This window comes from Bacillus sp. AFS098217 (assembly GCF_002551815.1).
In the GTDB taxonomy this organism is placed as follows: domain Bacteria; phylum Bacillota; class Bacilli; order Bacillales; family Bacillaceae_G; genus Bacillus_A.
This window is the reverse complement of sequence record NZ_NVPR01000004.1, coordinates 42,333-67,692: the sequence shown is the minus strand read 5'-3', so window position 1 is coordinate 67,692 and position 25,360 is coordinate 42,333. Positions and strand designations below refer to the sequence as shown.

Genomic DNA, 25,360 nt, shown 5'->3' with positions numbered 1-25,360 from the left:
ATACCTACTATGTGAGAAAATAGGTATTACATACAATAAGGAGTATTCATTTTATTATTTTTATATTACAATAGGATCGTTTAAACTATTGTAATATCCATATTTTCTATCATTCGAACACCATCTCGTGCAGAAATTGTAACATTGTTAAAGATACATTTTGCTATTGTCATATGATTAGGCTTAGTCAACCAGTACAAGTTGATTTTACTATTTTCCAAGTAGCTAGTAAGAAGAGTCGAAGACTTTGGACTACTAGACGATTTATCAATATTCGATTTTATAAAAGTACTATTAGTCATTACAACATTCCCCTCAAAATTAACATCAACATTTTCGAATAAACAATGATGAGCGTTTATTCGCCTTGTATACTTTATGTCATTCAAACCAAAAGAGATATCTCCACCCATTCTCTTGGCTTTTGCTTTTATAAATTTTCCATTACTTATATTGCAGCATTCTAAATTTGCTGCACCCTCTATTAATGTTAATCCTTCTACCGTTATAGGTCTTCCAGCATAGTCGGCTGGTGGCTTAATATCTACGTCATAGTTCTTAACTGTAACATTCTTAACAACCCCACCTGTCATAAGTAGTGCAACCCCGACATCAACTGCCGTATTCGACCTCCAGTCTCTTTCAACTAAAACATTTGACACATAACATCTTCCATAATTATATCGACTAATATTAAACCCTGATTCCCCTACATCTGTGATAACAACAGGCGTACCTCCCTCTGTTTCAGATACTTGAAAACTTGTATCTGTTCTGTTCACTACATAATATAATTTATTTACATCAATTCCTACAGGAATCTTGCCAATCCATTGTTCAAAACATACTTTTGCTGTATTCCCCATTTCGTGCGGCTTACTAAAAGTAAATGTTCCAGTAGTAACGTTTACCGTCGGAGTTCCAAAATACCCATAAACACTAGATACCGTAAATGTTCCATCTTTTATTTGAACGTTTTGTATGACTGCACCCTCAACGTCTATCATTCTACAACTCCCCTTAGTAAAGGTAGCCCCATTAACAAAATGATTTCCTTTAACAGTCAATGAACAATTGAGAAAAGTGTTATTAAGATACTTTACTCCCGTTGTTTTAGAATAGGAACCAACGTCTCCAACATTGTAACCCTCGAATATATTATTTTCGACAATTACGTAATTTCCATCGGCATTTACAAGATGACCACGTTCATTTTGGTAGATATGGTTATTAAAAATATAGAGTCTAAAATTCAATTCAAGCCCATCTCGATTATAATAGGGAAACTTATAAGGAATATTACTTTCGCCTACCATAGACTCAATGTCTATTCCGAACATCGGAGCGGTTCCATTTCGAAAATCTGATGTAACTCCATCATCAGATTTCCCGATATGATGTATTTCATTATCAAAAACATACGTATCGTTTGAAGCAGCTAGAGTAATGCCTTGCCTTCTACAATGATGTATATTGCAACCATGAATATAGATATGAGAGCCCATTTCTTCTTGAGTATACTCTGCCGGATTAAGCTTATATTGCAACCAGCCTGTAGAAATACCATCACCTGTACAATCGCTTATTTCTATATTATTTATCTCAACATTGTTTGACCCAGCTATTTCTATACCTTGTCCCCACTCATGAGTGTAATTCTGACTATCTACTTTCGCATTAATTTGTGCAATTTGAGTATCAGTTAACGATGAGGATGTAATATCAATAACAAAAACCATTTTATTACAGTCTTCTATTACCGCAAACCACCCTCTGCCCGTTGGAGCTGTCGGAGCAAATTGTCCATTTGCCCTAAAACCAACCAATGTACTGCTAGAAACTGTATCCTTATATTGATAAAAGCTATATCCCGTAGCAGCTACCCCTTGAATGGCCCACAATCTGAAAGCTTTTAAAAGTCCAGGGTTTTTATACCTGTCTACTACTTCACTACGAATAAAGTTCGGGTTATTGTTTAATGAACCATCAGCATTTACACCACCTCTAACAAACTTTACTCCTAATTCATAAATATGTGTCTTTTTATCCCCAATAATTCTTCCGCCAGTAATCTTCACATTTTTTAAGCCTTTAACTTCGAATATTCTATACCAGGGTGATGAGTTAGTCTCTAATTCTAATTTGCATCCACCTGCCATTTCAAAATGCATATCGTTTTGCATAACAATACATGAAAACGATGTATTATCCATCTTTAACTTATATGTGCCGCCAGGTAGTACTGTATGATTATATCCTTGAGATTTAGCCCAAAGTAATGCATCATTTATCCCCTTTGTAGTGATAAGAGAATCAGTTCCATCATTTTTAACATCCCATCTATTCAATTCTATTACATATGAATTGGAAGTACTTGCTGTAGTCGAAAATGAGGAGGTTTTGGGGATCCACTTCGATTTAGCACTGTCATAAGTCAGTACATCATTATCAGAAGGAAGCTTAGTTATTAAATCTAAGTTATCAAGATCACCAAGATTAGCTTTGATAACCATCTTCAATTTACACCTCTTTATTATTTTTTATATATATTATGTAATAAGAGACGAATTAGATTGGATGTACATTTAAAAATAGAACATATTTTTACAAAACCAATACAGTATCTTTTAAAATAGAAAACCCTAGAATGGCTATAACTCTCCATTAAAACTCTTTTGAAGATTCCGACATTTTTATTCAACCTATATTTCTAATATTCTTATTTATCTTCAATTTTACAAGTAGTACTCTCATGATACTCTTAAAAATTCTAAGTAAATATTTAAACTCATCTGTTTTATGAAAAATACATATATAAACTAAATTTGGAACCCCAAAACATATCCCAGCTCTTACTATTAAACTCAATAAATCATCTACCAAAATAAAACTACACATAAAGCTTGTTAGAAGGTAAGTTCCTATGCCTAGAGCCATATAATAAATATATTTAAAAAAATAACCCCTAACAGGTTTATTAAATACTTTTTTATATACTAAATAAGGAGTAGCCCAAAACGGAACAGCCAGCGCACTAACAAGAGTTCCAATGAAAACACCTGCTATACCGATATATTGGACCAAAATAATAGACGCAATAAGATTTATAGCAGCCTGAAATAAAGGAGCATATCTATCTTCATGAAAGATTCCAGATGTTGTTTTTATCGTAGTTATAGAATTCCTCATTCCTCTTTCATAAAAAATAATCATTAATATCATTAATACACCTTTATCCATTAAAAACTCCGGACCTAACCACAAGGATATAAAAGGTTCTATTACAATATATAAAACTATAGTAAAAAATGAATATAGCCAAAAATTAAGAAGCATATACACTTTATATATGCTATAGACTTTCTCAATATTTTCATTTGCTACTAAATTTCCTATACTATGATAAATGTTATTAAAAATTTGATTAATAAACGTTCTGCAAATCTCGATTAACATATTATAATTGGAATATAGTCCGACTGCTGCAACACTTATAAATGAAGAGATTATAATGTTATCAGTTCCAAAAATTAAGTAATTACCTATATTTTGCAATACGATAGCTTTTACATTTTTAATAATGTTATTTTTTGTTTCACTATCTAATTTACTTGATATCCTATTCTTCAAAAATGGATACATTTTATTTACTGTAATAGATAAGAAAATAGAAGTGATAATTGTTATGCTACTGTCTACTACTAAATATAAAATATAATTTTTTGTGAAATGTAATATTCCTATCTTAAGACAAGTAGACACGATTGATGATACCGAATAGATTCCCGTCACAATATAGCCCTTCTGACACACATTTAAAAAAGTGTTTTTATGAACATAAAAATACGGTAAAACTGTATTAAGCAAAAAGATCCCATAAATCAAATAAAGATCTTCAACGTTTGAATCTTTAATAATATATTTAAGAAAAGGCATGATGGATAATCCTAGTAACAATACAACTAAGGCTATTACCATATAAGCTTTTCGATAAAAATTCATCAGCACATTAATTTTTACTTGATTGTTGTCTGCTATCGGTTTATAAAGGCTATACATGATACTAGCCCCTATTCCTGCCTCCGCCAATGTTAACATAGCCAATATATTAGTGAGCAGCCCATTTATTCCTAAATATGCAATACCTAAACTATTAATAAACACCGTTCTTGAAATAAAACCTAGCAATGTAATAATAATTTGGTTTCCTAAGCCAGCAACTATATTAAAAATAGAATTTTTTACTCTCATACAATCCCCTTTACGGAATACACTTAATAAATAGCTGCAAAAAATGTTTTAAATATATTCTTTTCTTATTCAACAAACCCAATTTTATTTATTAATTCCTCATACATTTTTCTTCTATCACATTCGGATATATTTCCTCCTAGTGTATATCTTCTATCATATATTTTAGTATAAACCTCACTATTTTTTTTATTTTGGTCTATTTCATATTTTTCTATAGTAGATATAACTTTAGCAGGATTACCCGCCACTATACTTTCTGATGGAATAGATTTTGTTACAATACTTCCAGCTGCAACTATCGAATTCTTACCAATGGTAACCCCCGGCATTATTAAAGCTCGGGCACCTATAAATACGTTATCTTCTATAAGAATACTACCGACCTTGGTGTAATTGTTTAATTTTTTTGTACTGGCATCATGAACTAGTAAATACGCTTGTGGTGCTATGGTTACATTATTACCTATCTTTATTAACCAACAATGAGAATAATCAATTATTACACCAGGTTGAATAGAGCAATTATCCCCTATTTTCATCCCCATCTTTATGTAATCTTCTAACCATATTTCTTCTAAAACAAACTTTCTAAATCTAGCTCTACAAAAATTAATTATTTTCTTAATCATAAAAAATTCACACTACCTTAGAGTTTTTATAAGAATTTATTATTCTAATACAGAACCCTTGAGTAAATGGTAATATATTAAATAACATAGAATATACTCCTATATCTTTCGTATCCCCTTGAGAAAAATCAACTGCCCCTTTTCTTCTTGTTACCTTCATTAAGTAATTTATAGCTTTATCCGTACTGTCTAAGCATTGGTTTGAAATTCCCTCTATTTTTGAGGCATTTAACATAAACCAGCCTAATGTTGCTGTAGTTGAAGAGTCTGGTCTACATTCAGCTCTAGTTACAATCCAGTTCCAACTTCCATTCTCTTGTTGAAAACTCATAACAGCTTTTGCAAATCTTTTAATACATTTTTCTAATACACATTTATATTTGTTATCTTGCGGTAATTCATTCCAGGCATCTATAAGACCAATAGCAAACCATCCAAGACCTCTTCCCCACCCATATAACCCAACAGGTATTTTATCACCTAACTTATAAGCATGACTCGGAATATAGTGTGTATCTAACATTCCATGTTGTTCATACTCTGTAATTTGTTTTACTGCTAAGCCTATACATTCATCTTTATGATAGCGAATACCATAAGCAACCAAAAATGGACATATGAATCCTATGGTATCTACGTATCTGTAGCCTTGCATAGACTTCCTATATCCAACTGTACCATCTTCACCTATATGATCTTTTATCATTTTCCAAGTATCATCCAATGCATTTTTATATTTATCCGTATCTGTAAAATCAAATTTCATTACAGCATAAGCCAGTATTGCTCCATCTACATGCTGAGGCTTAGTTATCCATTGACCATCGCAATCAAATTTTGAATCCAAAAACTTTACAACTTCATTTTTAACTTCTTTATCATCGTTATATTTTAAATATTCAGATATCCCCAAAATTAATGCCGCTTCTTGCCAATGCTGTATAACGCTTCTTGTATAATTTCCTTTTAACATATCTATTACAACTAACCTTGTATTATCAGTTACCTTAATCTTAGGTGTTTTATTTAGCCACTTCACACCTCTACTGGTTATTGATGTATTCCATGTGTTTTTATCTGTATATCTCCCTATTTTTATCCTACTCAACCAGTCTTTCCATATAGGAAGTAAATCAATAAGTATAATAACTATTATAATACTAAGTAACACTAAACTTACTACCTGTATAATCATATTATTATGTCCTTTCTATACTACCTAAATAATGTATATAATTTTTCTATCTCCGACTCAGTTCCTAACTTTTCTTTTAATAAATTACTTATTAATTTATTTCTTAATTCCTCATTATCTATTAATTTCTTAATTCCCTCTGATATTGCATGAGAATTCATCTCTACAATAATTCCGTTTTCTTCATTTTTAATTTGATCTTCCGCTGTACTGAAATTTGTTACTACTATTGGTTTGCGCAAAATTTTCGCTTCGTCTATTGCGATAGATTTCCCTTCAAACCTAGATGGTTGAACATATATGTCAGCGTTTTTTATATATGGATATGGATTTTCTTTAATTCCTAATAGGATAAACATTCCTCGAAGATTATTTTCCTCTATCATTTTCTCTAACCGAGCTCTTTCTTCTCCCTCTCCAATAACATACCATGTTATTTCATATCCATTTTTATTTAATCCCTTACATGTCTCTATAGCCATCTCAAATCCTTTTTGATAATTTAATCTTCCTACAGACACTATTTTTATTCCTTTTTCTCTCATATCTACCTTTTCTAACGACATTTTATTTATTATATTAGGAGATACTATATTATACATAACTTCTACCTTTTGTTTATACGCAGGGAATCTTTGTCTCAAAACCCTTGCACATTCTTCAGATACAGTGACCATCTTATCTAGTTTATCTAAATACTTCATATCAATATCAGGATCCATTCCTAACTTATCATAATCATTGTGTATAAACCCTATTTTCTTATTTGCCTTTACATTGTCTATACAAAAATAAACTGGATTCTTTTCTAGATATCCAATAGCCACATCATACTTCTTACTTATAGTTTTTAAGGATCTTGATATATATTTCCAAACTCTCTGTTCACATCTAGCTTTATTCTCTTCGTTCTTAAATATGTAACCTGCACATAATCTTGCCAAGGCTATATCTATTCTTCCTTTTTTTACGCAGTCCATAATAGCTTTTTTTATAGGCATATCAAAATATTTATACTCGAAAGGCTCTTCTAATAAATTTACTTGTTGAGGTATTTTGTTAAAGAATAACCCTTCATGTTTAAATAAAAACAAATCTACATTATACATTGAGTAGTCTATCGTTTCTAATAAAGAAATTAATGCCTTTTCAGCCCCGCCACAATTTAAATTGTTTATTACAAATAATATATTTTTTTTCATAAGCTACCACCATTAAAAATTTCGTACAGTTTATTTATTTCTTCTTCAGTTCCTAGCTTCTCTTTAGAAAGGTTATTTACTAACTTGTTCTTAAATTCTATATCTTTTATAAGTTTCTCAATTCCATCGGCAATAGCCCCTGGCTTCATATCTACAATTAGACCATTTATACCATTTTCAATTTGATCTTTTGCAGTACTAAAATCAGTAACAAGTATAGGCTTATTCAATATTTTAGCCTCATCAATCGCTATAGATTTCCCTTCAAACCTAGACGTTTGTGCATAAATATCTGCTTGCTTTATATATGGATAAGGATTAGATTTTAAACCTAACAATTTTACATTGTTTTCTAATTTATTTACTTTTATCAAATTGGTTAATTTTTCTCTCTCTTCTCCTTCACCTATAATGTTCCATTTTATTTTGCATCCTTTATCTATCAGTTTCTTACAGGATTCTATAGCCATTTCAAATCCTTTTTGATAATGCAACCTACCTATTGAAAGGATAATAATCTCATTATCTTTTCTATGATACACATCTTTATTTTCCTGATTAGCCATTTTATGTATCATTGTTGGTGATACAATATTATAAATAACACTTATCTCATTTTTTTTATTAGGAAACCTATTCGCTAGAATGCTAGCACATTCTTCCGATACAGTAACTATATTATCTAGCTCTCTAAAATATAAAGCATCAAAATTCGGATCCATCCCTAATCTATCATAGTCAATGTGTACCCATCCTATTTTTTTGTGTGCTTTTACCTTATCTACACAAAAATATGTAGAGGTTTTCTCTAAGAATCCTATAGCAACATCATATTGTTTTTCTATTTGATTTAATGAGCTAGCAATATACTTCCAGTTATATTGTTCTCTTATCGATATATTCTTAACGTTTCTGTACTTTATAGAGAACATCAATCTGTTATATGCCAATGATATTTTCTCTTTTACTAAAAGCTTTTGGATAGATTGAAACAAAGGTAAAGTAAATGTATGATATTTCTCTGGCATAGGTAAAATCCGCACCTCTTTTGGTACGAATTCCATAAATATACCTTCATGATGAAACAAAAATAAATCTACATTATATAACTGATAATCTATTTGAGATAATAAATTCACCAGACTCTTTTCTCCACCACCAGCAGACAAACTTGGCATAACAAATAGTAAATTTTTTTTCATAATATACCTCGAATTACTTAACTAATTTATGTAGATATTCTACTGCTTTGTATGACATCCCTTTTATATTAGGAATGGATTTCTCTAGTTTAATCCTCAATTGGTCTTCTTCTCTTACCATCTCGTCAAATTTAGCTTTTAATTTGTTACTATTAGATATTTCTTCTATACCTAAAACTAATTTTTCTTCCCCAAATAAGTCTTTTGCTATTCCTTTCGACTTTACACTATAGCCTAATACTAGAGTTGGGATACAATTTGAATAAGCAGCTATCGTTGCATGCGTTCTAGCCCCTATAAAGAACCGCATTCTAGCTATATATCCCTTATATTGTATTGCATTTAAACTATCTGGTAATATAATCACTCTGCTTGTATCCTTAAATTCTTCATAATATTTATATAAAACTTCATAATCATTATTTCCGCCCTGTATAACATGTGGCGTAAGGGCAATAGACATGTCCGTAGTATTTAATATATGATTAATCAAATCTCTTACTGCAACTTGGGAGCTTTTATTTTTATTCCAAACAAGCGGACTAAAATTAAGACCTACTGTATTCCCCTCTTGCCACCCTTTAGGTAGTTCCAGCTCTTCTTTTCCCATCGTAAATGCTGGATCTGCACATAATTTCACATTATTAAGCCCCTTATTTTTCAGCATATTATAGGTAAGCGTTTCACGAGCCAATATCAAATCAAATAGTTTTAAATCTTCTAATTTTCTTTCAGACATATCCTCTTCACCGATTGAGCATCCCCATAAAACTAACTTCTTCCCGTTTTCTTTTACTCTTCTATCAATCTCATACCACCCAGGCTGTTCTCCATAACAATAGTTATCTCCACCTATAGACAAATATACATCCATATCCTTTACATGCTTTATTATATTGTGATGAATTTTCCCCAGTGCATAAGACTCATCATTAAAGAACTTCACTTTAAGTGAAGATACCCACCAATCATATGAATACCTCTTTATACTACAATTAGATCCATCATATATCCCATCTAATTTCATGATAATTTTATCAGTTTCAGGTCTATCTGACACTAAATATACTTTTGCCCCCCTTATTTTTTCTTTTATAATATTTGTAGATGAACGAACGATAGCCTCACATCCTCTATTAAGACTGCCGCCATGTGCAAACATCATAATCTTCATACTAAACTCTCCCACCATTATTTATTCCTGAATCTACTGTAAGCAGTAACACAATAAAGTCCAATAGTTAACCTTCTTTTTATCAAATCTATGACAAACTTCTCATATCTCCCCAACGTACTATAAATTTCACTATAATATATAGGTAATGCTTCTCTAACATATTTATTTCGTATCATATTTTTTACGTATTTATACCTTTTATTGAAACTTACATCTTTACATGGTGTAAAATAAATATGTATATAGGACATTACACTATTGATAAATTTTATTGATTTCAGTTGGCTCATTCTTACATCATCAATCTTATCAGTATATATTTTTGATGGTTCCATTGTATATACTTCTACAGCTCTCTTAAAATAATCTTTTTCTGATATGTTTCTAGTTGCACTACCGGCTACTTCCCTATAATAATATCCTGTATAATCTATATATTTCATGTTGGTTGCATTACTAAAAAATTCAATGTTAAACATTCCATCTTCGCCTAACTCAACCTTCTCCGGAAACTGCACATTATTTTCCTTTATTAAGTTATTTCTATATATTTTATTCACGGCAGTATTTAAATTATCTGCCTTAAGGAAATAGGGTAATAATTCTTTCTCTATATAATCTTTTTTTAAAACAATATCTACAGGAAACGAATATTTTGTAATTACCTTATCCCCTTCCATCTCGCTCTTAAAATTCGATATAACTACATCACAATTACTTTGTTTTGCTGAATTATATAATATTTCATACATGTCTTTTTCAATATAATCATCAGCATCAACAAATCCAACATATTCTCCTATAGCAACATGTAAACCTGTATTCCTTGCAATACTTACCCCTTGATTTTTTTGATTTACCAATTTTATCCTATCGTCTTTTTTTTTATAACTCTCAATAATCTGACAGCCATTATCCTTTGAACCATCATTTACAAATATAAATTCACACTCTTGAAGTGTCTGACCTAAAAGTGATTCTATACATTGAGTAATATATTTTTCTGCATTGTAAACAGGTATTATAACACTTACTTTTTTACTCATATCTATATTACTCCTTCACTAACGATTCCTAGATTTTAATTTTAATCTGTTCTCTTTCATAAACGTCCAGATAAATCCATTGTTTTTAGCTTTCTATTACTTCATACAACTTATCTAACTCATAACTATTGGAATAATCCGTTTTAACACAGTTATTAGTTAACTCATTTCTCATAACAGAATCCTTATACAGCTTTTCTATTCCATTTGCTATTCCCTCAATGGACAACTCTGTAATGTATCCATCAAATCCATCTCTCACCTGACTTTTTGCAGTTGTATAATTCGTTATCATAACCGGCTTTGAAAGTATCTGAGCTTCTCCTACCGTAACAGCCTTTCCTTCGTACCTGGATGGTTGTACATATAAATCAGCCTCTTGCATATATGGATATGGATTCATTTGTTTCCCTAACAATATAAAATCAGCTTCAAGTTTCAAATCTTTTATCAAGTCTTTGATCATCGCTTCATCTCCGCCATATCCGACTACATACCAAGTGATATCATCATAACCTTTATCTTTTAACATCTTTAAAGCTTTGACAGCATTGTCAATTCCTTTTGCATGAGACAACCTAGCTACCGTAATAATTTTAAACCTGCTATCGTTAGTCATAGGATTCTCTATATTTTCATTAGCCATTTTCCTAATAAACTCTGGAGAAGTTATATTTTCTATTACAACAACCTTATTGTGTAATTTGCTATATTTTTTTAAAAAAGAATTTTTGCATGCTTCCGATACAGCTACAATATAATCAAATTTATTCCACATTTTTAAATCCATACTTTTATCCGTCTTTATTGTGGAATAATCTGTATGAATCCATGCTATTTTCTTTTTAGCCCTAATCTTATCAGCTATAAAATAATGCGGCCACAAATAACTAATGGCCACGTCATATTCCTTATCTACTTTCGGAAGAAATGGTAAAGCATACTTCCACATTAATTGCATCTGATAATACCCTGGTTCTGTTATTCTTTTTGTTCGTCCTATAAAATCAGCATTTATCTTAGATACCATTCTTACTAATCCGATACTATACTGTTTATCTTTAAAGATTTCACCTATTGATTTTCTAAAAGTTGTATACTGCGAAATTTCGTCCAATAAGTTTACTTTATTAGTAACTAAATCCATAAAATCACCTTGATGCCTATATAACATCAAATCAACAGTGTAGTTTTTGTAATCAAAGTTATCAAGCATGCTTATTAAGCTTCTTTCTACTCCTCCAACTTCCATGTCAAAAGAGGCTATTAAAACATTTTTCATTTTTGCCTCCTAAGTTCCTGAAACGAAATTTCTAATTCTAGCTATATTTTCTCCACCTATAACTTTAGATGCTATTATCTTTATGTTACTTTTAAATCTCGCTTTAGGTGACAACCAACTCTTATAAAAATGATGCATAGCATATGTGTTTTTAGTTATAAATTTTCTACAATTGATATAATCATATGGTGAAAAATATGTTTGCGGATAAAAGGCTCCTATGCCTTCTATTTCCTGATATTCTCCGTTTATTTTTAAACCTATATCTTTTAATATTTCTGTTATGATAGCTACATTGGTCAAATCATCGTAGCTTCCATCCTCTTTCATGAAACTCTTCTTTTCATACGAGTCTAAAAATGTTTTTATAAGATCATTTCCTTTAACTGCTCCCATTGTACTCGTAGCTATATAGTTCTCTTGTTCAAATCCCCAAAACGAATTATGATACAGTAAGTCATCGAAGGGCTTAAACACTTCAACATCAGTATCCAAGTATATTCCACCAAAGTTATATAAAGCATGTACCCGTACATAATCACTTACAAACGCAAACTTTTTCGATTCATAAGCTTCTCTTACGTATGGATTACAATCTATATCAAAGTTATCTTCATTCCATTCTCTTATTTCATATTCTGATAAAAATTTATTCCAGCTATCTATACATCTTTTAACTATTTCAGGTTTTTCTTTTCCTCCAAACCAGCAGTAATGTACTATACGCGGAATACTTTCCATGTCTCTCAACACAATTCTCCTTTCATTTGTTGTTTAATTTTATAAAGATAAAAGGTTCATCACTAAAAGACGGGGGTGACATATNNCCGTGTATGAAAAATGATTCATTTTCAAAAAATCAATCCCATGTTACGGTGATGAACCAGATAAAATCATAAAAAGTTGCTCTTATAGATGATTCCCAAAGTAATTACATGTTCATATACAAAATAAACAAAGTAACATACTAAAATTGCATAATAGACAAACTTCTGATCCTTTTCAGTAAACAGCTTTACAACCCAAGGTATCAATATTAATTGATATAATCCAAAATAAATAGAAAACCTTGCAAAAATCCAATTTTGCGTTGAAATAATCATAAAAACACAACCTAGTAATGCCATATTCACAATGTAATCACTCTTCGGAAAGAGTTCTCTAAGTTTTTCCCTGCCGAGATAAGCAAGTATAAGCGGTGCAGCATCAACAGCAACCCTAAGAATATTGGCACCACCTTCATGAAAATCTTTGTAATGACCATACTGAGTATCCCCTATCGCTGCAAAGAAAACTTCAGAAAATTGATTAAATCCTATCACGATAAGCACCGCTAAGAAAAGAAGGATAAACGTTGTTGCTGACCAAGCCTTTCTTCGAATTAAAAAATATATTGGTATAAGAACGAGCGCACTTTGATGAAATGTTGATGCAAACAGAATAATGATAGTATATTTTTTCCAGTTACCATCAAGAATATATGTTGTGGCAGCGAAAATAATAGCTGCAGCTAAATATTGTCTAATCCCATTCATTGATGTTAGATACATGCCAGATGTGATATAGACATACAAACTTAAATCAATTAACCTTGAATACTTATATAAAATGAATACGATCAATATATTTGTTATAAGCGCTGTAATAAAAATCATAACCTGGGGATCATCCGTATACTCTTGTAAAATCATTTGAAAAATATTAAATCCCATGTCTTTGTTATTTTGAATATATTCCCAATTAAAATCAGTAACAGTATACGCATGCATATAAAAGTACGTATCTCCAATATTATCCCGAAGACCAGCTACCAATACAAGAGTTAGAGCGGCTATCAAAACCAGTAACTGATTTGGCTTTATCAATGTAGGCCCCGTATTCACAGGCATAGCAAAATACCTTGCAAAAAAGGAGAGTATAAATACTATAGCAAGATTCATCCAAAGTATATTCATCTGTTACTTCCTTTCAACTTGATACTAAAATCCTATGTTACTTCTCTAATTCTTGTTTTTGTTGTGATGTAACAATACAGCATAATTCCAAACGGAATAGCGAAAAATGTAAGAGTTTTACACGGTGTCTCACTCATAAACCTTCTATTTTTTGATATAAGACTGCTAGATACATAATGAATAGCCTGTCTATATTTAAACGATTGGCTTACAGATGGCAACTTCATAAGCTCCTTCCGATAAAAAGCAAAGCCTTTTGGGTTTCTGCGATATTGATTTAGCATATTCATGGATGAACCATCAGGCAGATATTCAACACAGCAAAGGACTTCATTCATCAGTAACATCTCATACTGCCGATCGAGCATATAATACTTATATGCTAATCCTACATACTTTTCATTCTTAAAAACTGGGTACGGATACTTCTTCGTCAGTTCCGTGCGATATACAAGCTTCTTATCACCCGTCACACCATACTTGTTGTAGAGATTAAAAAGTGTAGAGCGTTTCATATTCTCTGGTAACTTCGAACCAATAATTTGTCCATCTGTGTGCGAATCAAGTCCAATTATGCCACTGACTTCATCACTTCCATATCTTTCCCAAAAAGAAATGATTTTTTCTACGGCATCGTCAGGCATGTAATCATCGGAATCAATACATACATTTAATTCCGTGTCCATCATCTCATATGCTGTATTATGGGCACCATGCATACCTTGATTTTGTTGCCAATGATAGCTTATTTCTATACGATTTTCAGCAATCCAACTACTCACCAACTCTTTTGTATGATCACTAGAACCATCATCTATAATTAACCATATAAAATCCTTGCATGTTTGATGCTTCAGGCTCTCATAACAATGGTGAAGACAGTATGCTCTGTTATAAGTGGCGGTAAAAACCGTTAACTTTTTCAACTGACTCACCTCAATATGTCGAAATAAAAATCTTGAGTTAATTCTGCAGTATGTTTTATATCATATCCTTTTTGTGAGAATATTTGATCTGATATATTCCTCGTTGAATTCCTGATTGCTATATTTTTTATTTTTTCTATCCATATCGTTGTATCAGTCAAAGGGAAATGTTCAACTAAATTCATCCCCAAATCAACTTCCTTCGTAATAGCATCCGATATGACACACGGTAATCCAGCTCCTTGTGCCTCTACAAGAGTAACTGGCAATCCCTCGTGAATAGATGGAAATACAAACACATCGAATGCTTGAAGCAACCTTTCTATATCACTCCGTATCCCAAGAAGTCTTACATTTCTTTCTAAATTCAACTCTACTACTTTCTTTTCAATCTCTGATCGAAGCAGCCCATCTCCTACTAATAGAAGAATAGAGTCCGGCTTCAACTTGATTAATTCGGCAAATACGTCTATAAGAAAAGAGTGGTTTTTTGGATGTGCAAATCTTCCGACATGTCCAACTACAAAGGTATCCTGATGAAGTTGTAATTCTTTCCTTACTTCTTTTCTAATTTTCGTAGAAAATGCAAATTTATCACATTCAATACCATTTTTTAAGACTTTAGTCGTATCTGCTTTAGTTGCGAACAACCATTGAGCAGCGGCATTCGAACATGCTAGCAAATGTGTAGCGCATGGCAAAATAAATTTCCCAGCGTACCATTTATACATTTTTGCTGCAACGCCGCCCTCACTGCTCGTGCTATGACTGTGGGCAATTCGAATTGGTACACCTGCTTTTTTAGCTGAGCGCAGTACAAACCCACTCATTTTATCCATGTGTGAGTGGACAATCCTATATTCTTGATGGGATGCAAAAAAAGTATCTAAAGCTTTCAGATATCTTACATGACCAATATCAGTAATATATGGAATTCTATGAACTTTCCCACCTAGTTTTACTATTTCTTCGTCAAACACTCCCTCTTTGCAGGTTAAAAAATCAAATTGGACTTTGGATCGATCCAAGTTTCGATATAAGTTCATAATTAGAGTTTCAGCCCCGCCTCGGTTCATATTTACAACTACATGCAATACCCTTAATGGATTGCTCACTATAACTCCTCCGTTTCATTCGTGAACATCTCATAAATGCCTTTCTTTTCTTCTAACACTTCATTGATGGCATATTTATTTTCAAACAGCTAAGCCATTACTCTCCCATTCCTGCTCTGTAAATCGTTAATACTTTGAAATGGTAGTCTACAGTTGCACAAAACAGTACTGCCACACACTTATCTCATTATATTTTCATTAAGATACCTTTTTTTAAAATTCTAACCTGATACTGGTATTAACATTTTTGAAGTTTTATGGTGATTAACCAAATATAATAACTGATCTCGTAACTCTTCTTTATTCAAAACAGAGTATGTAGAAATCAGCTTTTCTATCTCTTCGATATAAATGTTCGTTTCTTTACCTATATAAATTCTCGGATGAATTTGTTGTTCATTAACCTCATCCTCTTTTAGCAATTCTTCAAAAAGTTTTTCTCCTGGTCTTACTCCAGTAAATGCTATTCCAATCTCATCAACAGAGTTTCCTGATAATTGAATTAGATTTTTTGCAAGGTCGACAATTTTTACTGGTTCTCCCATATCTAATACAAAAATTTCTCCACCTTTCGCTAAAGCCCCAGCTTGTATCACGAGTCTTGATGCTTCTGGAATCGTCATAAAATATCGAACCATGTCTGGATGGGTAACTGTAACTGGACCACCGTTTTGAATTTGCTTTTTAAATAGCGGTATTACACTCCCACGGCTTCCTAATACATTTCCAAAACGAACAGTAACAAATTTTGTATGACTTGCTTTATCTTTATGTTGAATCATCATTTCAGCTAACCTTTTCGTCGCTCCCATGACACTTGTTGGATTCACTGCTTTATCAGATGAAACCATTACAAATGTTCCTACACCATGTGTTCTTGCCGCTTCTGCTATATGCATTGTCCCAATCAAATTGTTTTTTATAGCTTCCTCAGGATTATGCTCCATTAATGGTACATGTTTATGTGCAGCAGCATGATAGACAACATTCGGAAGATATTTGCTCATCACTGACATCATCTTCTTATCATCTTGTATATCTGCAATTTCTGGAATAAAAGTGACCTGCGTATCACCGTATAACTCCCTCAATTCCATTTCAATGGAATAAATACTATTTTCACCATGCCCTAATAAAATTAATTGCTTCGGATTAAATTTTGCGACTTGTCTACAAATTTCCGAACCAATTGAGCCACCAGCACCAGTAACTAAAATGATTTTGTCAGTTATATATTCTGAAATAGTTTCCATATCTAATTCAACTTGATCCCGTCCCAATAAATCTTCTACCTGAACATCGCGAAATTCATTAACCGAAACCTTACCTGTTACTAAATCTTCTAACATCGGAAGAATTTGAGTTTTCGCTTTTGTTTTTAAACATTCTTTTGAAATGATATTACGTCCTTTTTTACTAAGAGAGGGAATCGCTATGATAATACTTTCAATATTTAATTTTTGAACAGCCCATTCAATTCGATTAACGCCTCCAATTACTGGAATCCCCCAAATATCAAGATTATGTTTTTTGATATTATCATCAATAAATGCAACTGGTAATAATTCTGTGTCATTATTTTTGAGCAATTGTCTCGCCACCATTGTCCCTGCAGAACCAGCACCGATAATTAAAGTTCTTTTTTTAGTTTCATCCTTTTTATAATATGCATCTCTGAACATCCTCCAAAGAAATCGCGATCCACCTATTAATAAAATATGCATCATCCAAGTTACAGCTAACAACCGAAAATAGATTTCTTGCATAATTAATTGCTGCACGATAGCTGTTGTAACAATAGAAAATGTAACAGCCTTGCATATAATTAATAATTCTCCTACACTTGCATATTCCCAAACCCTTTTATATAACTTATAAATAAAAGCAAAAAAATGATGACTAAACAGTAAAGTGATAGAGCTAATTACTGATGACAAGGTGATAACACTGAAACTAGCGTTTACAAAAAAATAGCTAAAAAATATTGCACTTAATACAATTAATGAATCCATTAAAAGTAATAACGATATCCTCCGCCGATACGTCATAATACTTCCCCCCTTTAATCAATTCCTTACATAACTCTCCATACCTATTTCAAAAAATTAAAGTTTCTAACTATAATCTCTTTACTAAAAACTCATAGTTAAAAACTTTAATAAAACATGGGCATCTAACCCTCCCTCACATTACACTTTTGATGACTGGCATCTAAGGTTGGCTTCACAACCCACAGCATAACCGAGTGCCTCCATTGATAATGGTAAGGAGACATCACCACAAAAAACGCCAAGTTCTTTATAAAGAACAAAACAGTAAGATTTTTTAAGGAATTGTAGAAATACCTTATACCTTGCTATTTAAAACAGCTCCAACTAACCTACCTTTTGTGAAACTTAAGGCTCTTTTTGCTTCAAGTGCATCCTCATTTGAAGTATGACTATAACGCAATACTAATAGTATCCCATCACATTTATCAGCTAAAACACTGGTATCTGTTACCTCCAAAACAGGTGGTGAATCGAATAATACAACGTCATACTGCTCTGTTACCTTTTGAATTAACATTTCCATTGCTACTGATCCAAGTAATTCAGCAGGATTAAATGGAACTGGACCGCTCGTTAATGTATAAAGCCTCCCAATTTCCGTTTGCCGTATCGCTTCTTCCAATGTTGCTTTCCCATTTAACACACTAGTCAATCCAATTGTATTTTCAACCTGTAGTATTTCATGCATCGTTGGCCGACGTAAATCAGCATCGATTATTAATACTTTTTCACCTTGTTGTGCTATAGAAACTGCTAAATTAGCTGTAGTAACTGACTTCCCTTCTCCAAACCTCGGTGAAGTAATAACTATGGTTTTATTTTTATGAGCAGAAGAAAATTGAAGATTTGTCCGAATCGTACGATACTGTTCAGAAATTTTAGAGTTTGGAGCAATATAAGTAATTAAGCTTTCTCTTTTAATTTTGCTGGTCTTTCGTCTATCTTTGTAGGCCAATGAGCTCCCTCCCTTAATAGTACAGTCTCTCTTTTACTATACTTATCTACTTTATTTCTCTTATTCATTTTAGAAACTCCACCTAAAACAGGAATATCTAATAACTTTTCAATATTCCGCTCAGATTTAATTGTTTCATCTAAAGAATCTAGTAAAAAAATAAGGCCAATGCTCAGCACCAAACCGACAAAGAAAGCAATCATTATCGTATTGATATGATTTATATTTATCGGTGCGGAATATTTCGAATCTTTCGCCTTAGGTAAGATACTAACATTATTAAAATTCAATATATTAGCAACCTCCTGCTTATACACAGTTGCTGTCGTATTCGCAATTTTTGATGCAAGTACAGGATCTGTATCCACCACATTAATTTTCAATATTTGAGAGCCCTGTACACTTTCAGCACTTATTTGACTACTTAATGCATTTCCTGATTTATTAATATTCAATTCCGCTGCTACTTTCTCCAACACAGCTGGTTCATTCACCATTACCTTAAGCGTATTTATAGTTTCCGTATTGGCTTGGATGATGACTCTTGCAGAAGATGCGTATAATGGTGTCTTCAAAAAAATACTATACACCGCACCTCCTAAAGTGGCCATTACTGTAAACACAACAAGCACCAAAATTCTTCTTCTTATAACACTAAATAAATTCTTTAGGTTTATTTCCTTTTCCATAGCTTCCTCCCCGCATTTTTAAGACAGCTCAATTCAACATAAGATATAAATTACCTTCTTGAGAAATAATTTTCTGACATTTCAATTTTATATTCTGTACATTTTTGAGACATTAAAATCAAATCAGTTTGTAAAAACCAATTTAAATTCTATTTAATGTCAATTTTAGTTCTTTATATAGAACGAGTCAATACAAAATATTCCATAAATTCTTTATTTCGTCCGTAATATTATAAATTCTCTGTTATATTTCCGAAAAATCTACTACATATTTTCTCATTAATATTTAATGCCCTCGGTATATCCCATATTTTTTATCAAGTAATTATTTATGTTTTTTATATCAAGAAGTTTTAGTGGATAAAAAAATAATGGTAACACTTCATTACCTTGCGGATGATTATAGCATAGCCTAAATACAAAAAGATTGTTTTAAAAACATTCCTTAAAATTGATCGATCCGATGACAATTCATCACTAGCTAAATTAATAAGATTAGCCCTTTATATCTTTGTACGAATTCATTGTACTAACGGCAAATTCGGAAGGAATCATCCCTACATATCGGAACCAGTTAAAAAAATAAACATTATATAATTCTTAACACGTATTTCACTTACACATTCATTCTAGCTCCCTACATATATAAGAACACCGTTCAAAATATTCGAACGGTGTTAACAAGTTTATTTCCCCTCTTCAAACAGGAATCTAACATGGTTTTTCATTGATTTTCCGATTTATCTCATATTAATAAGCAGTAGAAAATAGGAAAACTCCCTACTAATTAACACTTTACTTGAGAAAGAGACTTATGTAATAATTTCAGCATATCTCCCATATTAAAAGGCGCATCTTTTCTTACATACTCAGCAAATTCAGAAACTATGCGCAATGTTTCAATACTTTCAATCGGATGATCCCCGGCTGCACTTTCAGCAGAAAGCATGACAGCATTTGTCCCATCAAGTACAGCTTGAAATACATCAGTCACTTCAGCCCTTGTAGGAATAGAGTTCTCCACCATAGATTGTAGCATTTGGGTTGCCGTAATTACATATGTATTTGTATGATTACACTCTTGAATCATTATTTTTTGTAGAAGCGGGATAAATTGATACGGTAATTCCACCCCTAAATCTCCTCTTGCAATCATAATTCCCTCTGCTTCTTTACATATAGATTGAAAATTTTCGATAGCTTCCATTGTTTCAATTTTAGCAATTAAGTTGGGAGGAGTTTCTTTTTTTAGGTGTATAAATTCCCGAATTTCCTTTATATGAGAAGCTTGTCGAACAAATGAACACGCAATAAACTCTACGTCCTCTCCCAAAAGAAACTGAATATCTTTTTGATCCTTCTCTGTAATAGCTGGTAAATTAACAATTGTACCAGGTAAATTCACCCCTTTATGAGAGGCGATATCACCGCCTACCTTTACTTTCGTCTCTATTTTTTCCGCACTTATCTCTTCAACAATCAATTCAACTTCTCCATCATTAATTAGAATTCTACTTCCGACCTTTACATCATTAACAATTCCAGCATAATCAACGCTTACTCCCTCGTTACTTCCTGAAACTGAATGCATATATAAAGTAAAAGTAGCTCCTGTTTGAAGAGTAATGCGCTCTCCCTCAATCGAACCCAATCTGATCTTAGGACCTTGTAGATCACCTAGAATTTTGATGGAATCATCTAAAGATCTTACTAAACGAATTACTTCCCTATGACTTTCATGCGAACCATGTGATAAATTTAACCTAACGATGTTCATACCATTTTTTATTAACTGAGATAATGTATCTTTATTATTACTAACCGGTCCAATTGTACAAATTCGATCAATTGTCATATTTCGCACCATCCTTTTTATTTATGATTCCCGATAAAAAGGAAAAAAATGATACTTTACAGACATTAATCGCAGGCAGTTATGATACATAAAAAAATCTATCTTTTACTTCAAATTTGCCGACTCCCTCAGGGCTCTTTTTTTGTTCTTAAAATTGTCAAAACGTCCGCAAATCCATGCAATCAGCGCGTGATATCATAACAAGGTCATGTGTTCCCTTAACCGAAAAACCTTTGTAATGCCCTGTACCCTTCACAGGGCATTTTATAGCACTCGCAAAATCACAATAAAAAAGACCCCGATACCGTAGTATCAAGGCCTCGAACTCTTAGTAAAGAGACATATATTGATCGCGTTCCCATTGGTGAACTTGCGTTCTGAACATATTTCCGGCCTTAAAAATAAATCGAAATCATTACAAAACATTAATTTATCAACGTTTTGTGGTTTTGATAAATCAAAACCAATCAAAATATACTATGTAAAATCGGGCATCTTTCGGGCAATTACCGGGCATTTTTTTATCAAAAACAAAGAGCACAGCGTGTATATACAGTGCGTCAACACTATATATACCGTCCGCCTACTCACGATAGGCAAACACCTGCTGTACTCTTACGAACTATTCTACAGTACGTAAGGGCTCCTAGCAACAGTTTGCTTACAATCGGGCATTCTGTTGCTTTTTTGTTTCTACAAAGGGGCCTATGGTAATGAAAAGACGCATTGATGTTATAGCAAGTAAAGAATCCTTCCACAATTTATCATCATTCACAGATATAGAAGAACTAAATAAAACTATTCGTACATACAGAGACATGATCCGTATGTCTATTAATCGTACCGATGTACAATCTAAACTCATTACATTACTTGAAATTTTAAAACGCCACAGCTGCAAATATGTAGGTGTTAGTTTCTTATGCAAAAATACGATTGCGGACAAGTTAGATGTATCTTATAAAACTGTTCAACGTTTAATGAAGAAACTTGTTGACCTGGGCATGATCCGCCAGGTAGCCATGAAGCGTAAATCTGATATGCTGCAAACTGCTAATGCAATTATCATTCAACCTATTGTGGAAGAAGTGTCCGACAAGGCACCAGAGAAAAGTCTTGCAAAGTGTCCGACCAATAAAACATCACCTTCTTTCTTAAAACAAAATATAAAAGATATAAACAAACGTAATAGTAATGCTAATAGCACTACATCTGAGGAAAACATTAAACAAGCTGATTTTGTTGCTCATTGGGTACCAGAACGTTTTGTTTCTTTAGTTCGCTCTTTTTATTCTGAATCAAAAACAATTCAAGAATTTTGGAAGGTCGTAAGACAGTCCAATAGAGTTATTAACCACACAACAGGTGATACAGCATTTGATAAAGACCAAGAGCTTACAATTGGCTTAAAAGCTATTAAAGAGTTTGTTATGAAAGTTAAGTCTGATGCGAAAATGAATAATGGTAAATTTGCTTATTTCAACGGGATTGTAAATAACCTAATGGACAAGTTTTACTTTGATAAAGATTTTATGGGAATGTAATATTTACAGTTGCTGCATGAAATTGGTATGATTTAGGTATTACTTTAAGGAGGTATTTCATAAGTTATGAAACTGTCGCATCATTACAACATATGCAACAATTACAACAAGCTAAAAGTTTAGAGTGGACAGAAGAGACTTTAAGCAATATAAAAAGGAATTTAAATCTAAAAAAAGGAAATTTGAAGCATACTGTAATATAAATAATTATCTTTAAAATATAAAAAGGAGGTATTTGCAAATGAGTTCGAGTAATTTTTTCCCAGCAATAACTTCTATTCACTTATCTACAAAAAAAGGGTCATCAGAATTAAAGTTATATAACGAAAAAGGAATAAATAATTCTCTTCATGTTTCATGTACAATTGGTGGGCTAACTCAAAGAACAATCCCTCACATTCATGAAGAAATTGATTATACAGCGATATACTTTACGTTATTTCATCAATTTGGAGGAAAAGAGACAACAATTGTTAGAAGATATATGATTGAATATGATCCAAAACAAGAAGACATCGATTTCGATGAGGATCATATCCAATTCGAAATTCCTATAGATGATAATTTTTCTAACTTAGATTTTGTTAATAATTATTACTTTTTACAAATTAGTTTTACTAATAAACAACCTGGTGTCATGGGTCTATCCCAATCCATTTATAACAATGAAATATTCAAATCAAAAATTCCATTTATTGTATCGGAAAAGGTGGTATAGTTATGGGACGACCAGTAGAAGTTCATTCAGATAGGCATGTAAAAGTAGTTGATATAAATAGGGGTGGTGATGGTGAAATGAATGACTATGCTACATTAAAAGATTTAGAACACCTTGATGAGAAAATGAGTTCCAAATTAGAACGTCTTGATGAGAAAATGAGCTCCAAATTAGAACGTCTTGATGAGAAAACAAGCTCCAAATTAGAACGCCTTGATGAGAAAACAAGCTCCAAATTAGAACGCCTTGATGAGAAAACAACCTCTCAGTTAGAACGCCTTGAAGAGAAAATGATTTCAAAGTTAGAGCTAACTGAAAAGAATATAGAATTAATGTTTTCGAAAGAACGTGAATATCACAGAAAAAATAAGAGTGACTCAACAAAATGGATTGTAGGAACAGGAATTGGGGTAACTGGCTTGATTCTTACATTTATAAAATTCTTTGTTATATCCTAACATACTTGCAAGCAAACTCATGTACTAATAGAATAAACTTCAAAAGAAATCAAGCCCTTCTCACATGAGAGGGCTTAATGATTTAAATGTGCAATATAGTTGTCTTCTAAATATCGAAGTGCCAGAGTTTGTTCTATTGTCATCGGCCTTACATACGCCACTTCTTGATTCCCCTTTGCTTCTACCAATATCCACCCTGATGAACCACCATATCGTACCATGTGCCTTTTATCTTCTTTTATTAATCTAAACTTGTTTACTCCACGTTCGATTGCTGCAACTGGTAACATACTTAGAAGCCTGTTCTTCTCATCAACAAAATTAACTTGAAGAAACTCGTTGTTTTTGTACAAACGGAAATGGTATTTATTTTCATAGTGAGAAACTTCTACTGCGATGACGGTTACCTCTTGTTCGGATAGTACTGTCAATTCCACTAGATTCATCTCCTTTAATTAGCTTCATGTAAAATTTTAGCAAAAAATTATTAATAGAAAGTAATCTGTTTGTAAATTTATCTCAAACAAGATACGAACGGATGTTTGATTTATTTCTACATTCCTGGTATTATATGGTTAGATATTTTCTATACAAAGTGAGGGTATACATAATGAAATCATTAACTCCTAGACAAGCTCAAATTCTAACTTTCATCCAGGAACAAGTCATAGAAAACGGATATCCTCCAACTGTCAGAGAAATTTGCAAAGCGACTGGTCTTGCTTCTAGTTCTACAGCACATAGACATTTATTACATCTAGAAGAGAAAGGTTTTATTCATCGCGATCCATCTAAACCAAGAACAATCAAAATTTTAAAAGGAGGAATTATATGATATCGAACCAGATAGCACATGACAAAAGTCTATTAGGAGAGAAAATTAATAAAACATTTGAAGAGGTTACTTCTTTATTAAGTCAACTTAGCCCAGATAAAACCATGTATATTATGTCTGATTGGCATGCCTTTAAAGTCTTCTGGGCAAAGAACGCTGACCTAACAAAAGTTTCTTTAGAGGAAACGAAAGAAAGGCATCAACAAGTAATAGATTTACTTGAAAAAGCCAAGCAATTATAATGGATTTCTTACAACCATACTTCCACAAAG

The 25,360-nt window shown here is 32.3% G+C and carries 23 protein-coding genes; 5 read left to right on the top strand and 18 right to left on the bottom strand.

Annotated features, from left to right (window positions below; translation table 11 throughout):
- Positions 1-80: 80 nt before the first annotated feature.
- The 17 genes from COO03_RS01545 to COO03_RS01465 form a co-directional block, all read right to left on the bottom strand.
- Positions 81-2,513 carry a right-handed parallel beta-helix repeat-containing protein gene (locus tag COO03_RS01545; RefSeq protein ID WP_097894730.1) on the bottom strand — a complete coding sequence of 811 codons (2,433 nt, stop codon included), beginning with the start codon at positions 2,511-2,513 and terminating at the stop codon, positions 81-83.
- A gap of 184 nt (positions 2,514-2,697) precedes the next feature.
- On the bottom strand, positions 2,698-4,251 hold the full coding sequence (locus COO03_RS01540; RefSeq protein ID WP_097894721.1) for a lipopolysaccharide biosynthesis protein: 1,554 nt from the start codon (positions 4,249-4,251) through the stop codon (positions 2,698-2,700).
- Between the two features lie 65 nt (positions 4,252-4,316).
- Positions 4,317-4,883, bottom strand: coding sequence for an acyltransferase (locus COO03_RS01535; protein WP_097894720.1), 567 nt, complete (start codon positions 4,881-4,883; stop codon positions 4,317-4,319).
- Between the two features lie 7 nt (positions 4,884-4,890).
- The gene (locus tag COO03_RS01530; RefSeq protein ID WP_097894719.1) at positions 4,891-6,078 is read right to left on the bottom strand and encodes a glycoside hydrolase family 88 protein; all 1,188 of its coding nucleotides are present in this window, start codon (positions 6,076-6,078) and stop codon (positions 4,891-4,893) included.
- A 20-nt stretch (positions 6,079-6,098) separates the two neighbouring features.
- Positions 6,099-7,280: a glycosyltransferase gene (locus COO03_RS01525; protein ID WP_097894718.1), complete on the bottom strand. Its 1,182-nt coding sequence runs from the start codon at positions 7,278-7,280 to the stop codon at positions 6,099-6,101.
- The gene (locus COO03_RS01520; protein ID WP_097894717.1) at positions 7,277-8,482 is read right to left on the bottom strand and encodes a glycosyltransferase; all 1,206 of its coding nucleotides are present in this window, start codon (positions 8,480-8,482) and stop codon (positions 7,277-7,279) included. The genes COO03_RS01525 and COO03_RS01520 overlap by 4 nt, the downstream gene beginning before the upstream one ends.
- 13 nt (positions 8,483-8,495) lie before the next feature.
- Complete coding sequence (locus tag COO03_RS01515) at positions 8,496-9,656, bottom strand: polysaccharide pyruvyl transferase family protein (RefSeq protein WP_097894716.1); 1,161 nt, start codon at positions 9,654-9,656, stop codon at positions 8,496-8,498.
- A 17-nt stretch (positions 9,657-9,673) separates the two neighbouring features.
- The gene (locus tag COO03_RS01510) at positions 9,674-10,705 is read right to left on the bottom strand and encodes a glycosyltransferase (protein WP_097894715.1); all 1,032 of its coding nucleotides are present in this window, start codon (positions 10,703-10,705) and stop codon (positions 9,674-9,676) included.
- An 85-nt stretch (positions 10,706-10,790) separates the two neighbouring features.
- Positions 10,791-11,987, bottom strand: a complete 1,197-nt coding sequence (locus COO03_RS01505; protein ID WP_097894714.1) for a glycosyltransferase — start codon at positions 11,985-11,987, stop codon at positions 10,791-10,793.
- A gap of 9 nt (positions 11,988-11,996) precedes the next feature.
- The gene (locus COO03_RS01500; protein ID WP_373605231.1) at positions 11,997-12,728 is read right to left on the bottom strand and encodes a glycosyltransferase family 32 protein; all 732 of its coding nucleotides are present in this window, start codon (positions 12,726-12,728) and stop codon (positions 11,997-11,999) included.
- A 152-nt stretch (positions 12,729-12,880) separates the two neighbouring features.
- Positions 12,881-13,942, bottom strand: coding sequence for an EpsG family protein (locus COO03_RS01495; protein WP_097894712.1), 1,062 nt, complete (start codon positions 13,940-13,942; stop codon positions 12,881-12,883).
- Between the two features lie 32 nt (positions 13,943-13,974).
- Positions 13,975-14,868 carry a glycosyltransferase family 2 protein gene (locus COO03_RS01490; RefSeq protein ID WP_097894711.1) on the bottom strand — a complete coding sequence of 298 codons (894 nt, stop codon included), beginning with the start codon at positions 14,866-14,868 and terminating at the stop codon, positions 13,975-13,977.
- A 5-nt stretch (positions 14,869-14,873) separates the two neighbouring features.
- A complete protein-coding gene (locus COO03_RS01485) occupies positions 14,874-15,983 on the bottom strand; it encodes a glycosyltransferase family 1 protein (protein WP_097894710.1) in 1,110 nt (369 codons plus the stop codon).
- 221 nt (positions 15,984-16,204) lie between these two features.
- Positions 16,205-18,031: a polysaccharide biosynthesis protein gene (locus COO03_RS01480; protein ID WP_097894709.1), complete on the bottom strand. Its 1,827-nt coding sequence runs from the start codon at positions 18,029-18,031 to the stop codon at positions 16,205-16,207.
- A 298-nt stretch (positions 18,032-18,329) separates the two neighbouring features.
- Complete coding sequence (locus tag COO03_RS01475) at positions 18,330-18,989, bottom strand: CpsD/CapB family tyrosine-protein kinase (RefSeq protein ID WP_097894708.1); 660 nt, start codon at positions 18,987-18,989, stop codon at positions 18,330-18,332.
- A complete protein-coding gene (locus tag COO03_RS01470; RefSeq protein ID WP_097894707.1) occupies positions 18,938-19,678 on the bottom strand; it encodes a YveK family protein in 741 nt (246 codons plus the stop codon). Before COO03_RS01470 ends, COO03_RS01475 begins: the two co-directional genes overlap by 52 nt.
- Before the next feature lie 787 nt (positions 19,679-20,465).
- Complete coding sequence (locus COO03_RS01465) at positions 20,466-21,533, bottom strand: pyruvate kinase (RefSeq protein ID WP_097894706.1); 1,068 nt, start codon at positions 21,531-21,533, stop codon at positions 20,466-20,468.
- Positions 21,534-22,246: 713 nt separating this feature from the next.
- On the opposite strand from COO03_RS01465, the gene COO03_RS01460 reads away from it, so the two are divergent.
- From COO03_RS01460 to COO03_RS01450, 3 genes are all read left to right on the top strand, one after another.
- A complete protein-coding gene (locus tag COO03_RS01460) occupies positions 22,247-23,077 on the top strand; it encodes a cytosolic protein (RefSeq protein WP_097894705.1) in 831 nt (276 codons plus the stop codon).
- A 241-nt stretch (positions 23,078-23,318) separates the two neighbouring features.
- Positions 23,319-23,795, top strand: coding sequence for a hypothetical protein (locus COO03_RS01455; protein WP_097894704.1), 477 nt, complete (start codon positions 23,319-23,321; stop codon positions 23,793-23,795).
- A 2-nt stretch (positions 23,796-23,797) separates the two neighbouring features.
- Positions 23,798-24,253 carry a hypothetical protein gene (locus tag COO03_RS01450; protein ID WP_097894703.1) on the top strand — a complete coding sequence of 152 codons (456 nt, stop codon included), beginning with the start codon at positions 23,798-23,800 and terminating at the stop codon, positions 24,251-24,253.
- Between the two features lie 74 nt (positions 24,254-24,327).
- Here COO03_RS01450 and COO03_RS01445 read toward each other — a convergent pair whose 3' ends face one another.
- Entirely contained in the window at positions 24,328-24,690 is a 363-nt protein-coding gene (locus COO03_RS01445; protein WP_097894702.1) for a hypothetical protein, read from the bottom strand.
- Positions 24,691-24,863: 173 nt separating this feature from the next.
- Here COO03_RS01445 and COO03_RS01440 point away from each other — a divergent pair, with 173 nt between their 5' ends.
- The gene (locus COO03_RS01440; protein WP_097894701.1) at positions 24,864-25,088 is read left to right on the top strand and encodes a LexA family protein; all 225 of its coding nucleotides are present in this window, start codon (positions 24,864-24,866) and stop codon (positions 25,086-25,088) included.
- Positions 25,085-25,330 carry a hypothetical protein gene (locus tag COO03_RS01435; protein ID WP_097894700.1) on the top strand — a complete coding sequence of 82 codons (246 nt, stop codon included), beginning with the start codon at positions 25,085-25,087 and terminating at the stop codon, positions 25,328-25,330. The genes COO03_RS01440 and COO03_RS01435 overlap by 4 nt, the downstream gene beginning before the upstream one ends.
- Positions 25,331-25,360: the final 30 nt, after the last annotated feature.

Coding starts and splice junctions, on each gene's coding strand:
- COO03_RS01470 (WP_097894707.1), bottom strand. CDS start 19,678: ATGGAAAAGGAAATAAACCTAAAGAATTTATTTAGTGTTATAAGAAGA.
- COO03_RS01510 (WP_097894715.1), bottom strand. CDS start 10,705: ATGAGTAAAAAAGTAAGTGTTATAATACCTGTTTACAATGCAGAAAAA.
- COO03_RS01530 (WP_097894719.1), bottom strand. CDS start 6,078: ATGATTATACAGGTAGTAAGTTTAGTGTTACTTAGTATTATAATAGTT.
- COO03_RS01465 (WP_097894706.1), bottom strand. CDS start 21,533: ATGACAATTGATCGAATTTGTACAATTGGACCGGTTAGTAATAATAAA.
- COO03_RS01535 (WP_097894720.1), bottom strand. CDS start 4,883: ATGATTAAGAAAATAATTAATTTTTGTAGAGCTAGATTTAGAAAGTTT.
- COO03_RS01440 (WP_097894701.1), top strand. CDS start 24,864: ATGAAATCATTAACTCCTAGACAAGCTCAAATTCTAACTTTCATCCAG.
- COO03_RS01505 (WP_097894714.1), bottom strand. CDS start 11,987: ATGAAAAATGTTTTAATAGCCTCTTTTGACATGGAAGTTGGAGGAGTA.
- COO03_RS01480 (WP_097894709.1), bottom strand. CDS start 18,031: ATGACGTATCGGCGGAGGATATCGTTATTACTTTTAATGGATTCATTA.
- COO03_RS01540 (WP_097894721.1), bottom strand. CDS start 4,251: ATGAGAGTAAAAAATTCTATTTTTAATATAGTTGCTGGCTTAGGAAAC.
- COO03_RS01450 (WP_097894703.1), top strand. CDS start 23,798: ATGGGACGACCAGTAGAAGTTCATTCAGATAGGCATGTAAAAGTAGTT.
- COO03_RS01520 (WP_097894717.1), bottom strand. CDS start 8,482: ATGAAAAAAAATTTACTATTTGTTATGCCAAGTTTGTCTGCTGGTGGT.
- COO03_RS01545 (WP_097894730.1), bottom strand. CDS start 2,513: ATGGTTATCAAAGCTAATCTTGGTGATCTTGATAACTTAGATTTAATA.
- COO03_RS01460 (WP_097894705.1), top strand. CDS start 22,247: ATGAAAAGACGCATTGATGTTATAGCAAGTAAAGAATCCTTCCACAAT.
- COO03_RS01525 (WP_097894718.1), bottom strand. CDS start 7,280: ATGAAAAAAAATATATTATTTGTAATAAACAATTTAAATTGTGGCGGG.
- COO03_RS01455 (WP_097894704.1), top strand. CDS start 23,319: ATGAGTTCGAGTAATTTTTTCCCAGCAATAACTTCTATTCACTTATCT.
- COO03_RS01435 (WP_097894700.1), top strand. CDS start 25,085: ATGATATCGAACCAGATAGCACATGACAAAAGTCTATTAGGAGAGAAA.
- COO03_RS01495 (WP_097894712.1), bottom strand. CDS start 13,942: ATGAATATACTTTGGATGAATCTTGCTATAGTATTTATACTCTCCTTT.
- COO03_RS01500 (WP_373605231.1), bottom strand. CDS start 12,728: ATGGAAAGTATTCCGCGTATAGTACATTACTGCTGGTTTGGAGGAAAA.
- COO03_RS01515 (WP_097894716.1), bottom strand. CDS start 9,656: ATGAAGATTATGATGTTTGCACATGGCGGCAGTCTTAATAGAGGATGT.